Origin of the sequence: Brevundimonas sp. UBA7534 (assembly GCF_002479325.1) — a bacterium.
In the GTDB taxonomy this organism is placed as follows: Bacteria; Pseudomonadota; Alphaproteobacteria; order Caulobacterales; family Caulobacteraceae; genus Brevundimonas.
Genome location: NZ_DLMO01000165.1, coordinates 1,600 through 2,388, shown reverse-complemented (window position 1 = coordinate 2,388; position 789 = coordinate 1,600). Strand labels below are relative to the sequence as shown.

Annotated in this window: 1 protein-coding gene; it reads left to right on the top strand. The window is 67.6% G+C overall.

Going from position 1 to position 789, the window contains the following annotated elements:
- Positions 1–148 precede the first annotated feature (148 nt).
- Positions 149–789 (top strand): cation:proton antiporter (locus B2U11_RS14005; protein WP_292072600.1); only part of this gene is annotated, 641 nt, incomplete at its 3' end.

Genomic DNA, 789 nt, shown 5'->3' with positions numbered 1-789 from the left:
GGCCAAGCCGCTCGAGCCGAAAAAGCTATACGACGCCCTGCAACGCGCGGCCGCCGGACCCGATGCGGTCGAACGCGCCGCCTGACTCGCCGCAGATCGCGATTTCCTCCCGACGGATCAGGCCTTAGGATCGCAGGAGGGGGAAGCGATGCACCACGGCGTGACCACGACCGAGCTCTATCTGGCGGCCATGCTGATCATCTTCAGCGCGCCCTATCTGATCTGGCGGGGGTTCAGGACGGACTATTACGCGCCCCTGGTGGTGGTGCAGATCATCGGCGGCGTTCTGCTGGGTCCAGGCGTTCTGGGCGCGGCCTTTCCGACCTATTACGCGACCATCTTCACCCCCGACGTGATCACCGCCCTGAACGGCGTGGCCTGGTGGGCGGTGATGATCTTCGTCTTCGTGGCGGGGTTGGAGCTGGACCTGAGCCAGGCCTGGAAGCGCAAGGCCGAGACCGGCGTGACGGCGGGCCTGGCCCTGGCGACGCCGCTGCTGTTCGGGGCCGTGGTGGCGCTGGGCATGATCCGCTTTCCCGGCTGGATCGGGCCGCAGGGCCAGACCTGGCAACTGGTCCTGGGCGTCGGCATGGCCTGCGCCGTCACCGCCCTGCCGATCCTGGTCCTGTTCATGGAAAAGCTGGACATCCTGCGCCAGCCGTTGGGCCAGCGCATCCTGCGCTACGCCAGCCTGGACGACATCGCGATCTGGGGCGTGTTGGCCCTGATTCTTCTGGATTGGGAGCGGGTCGGCCGGCAGGCGGCCTTCCTGATCGGCTTCGCCGTGGC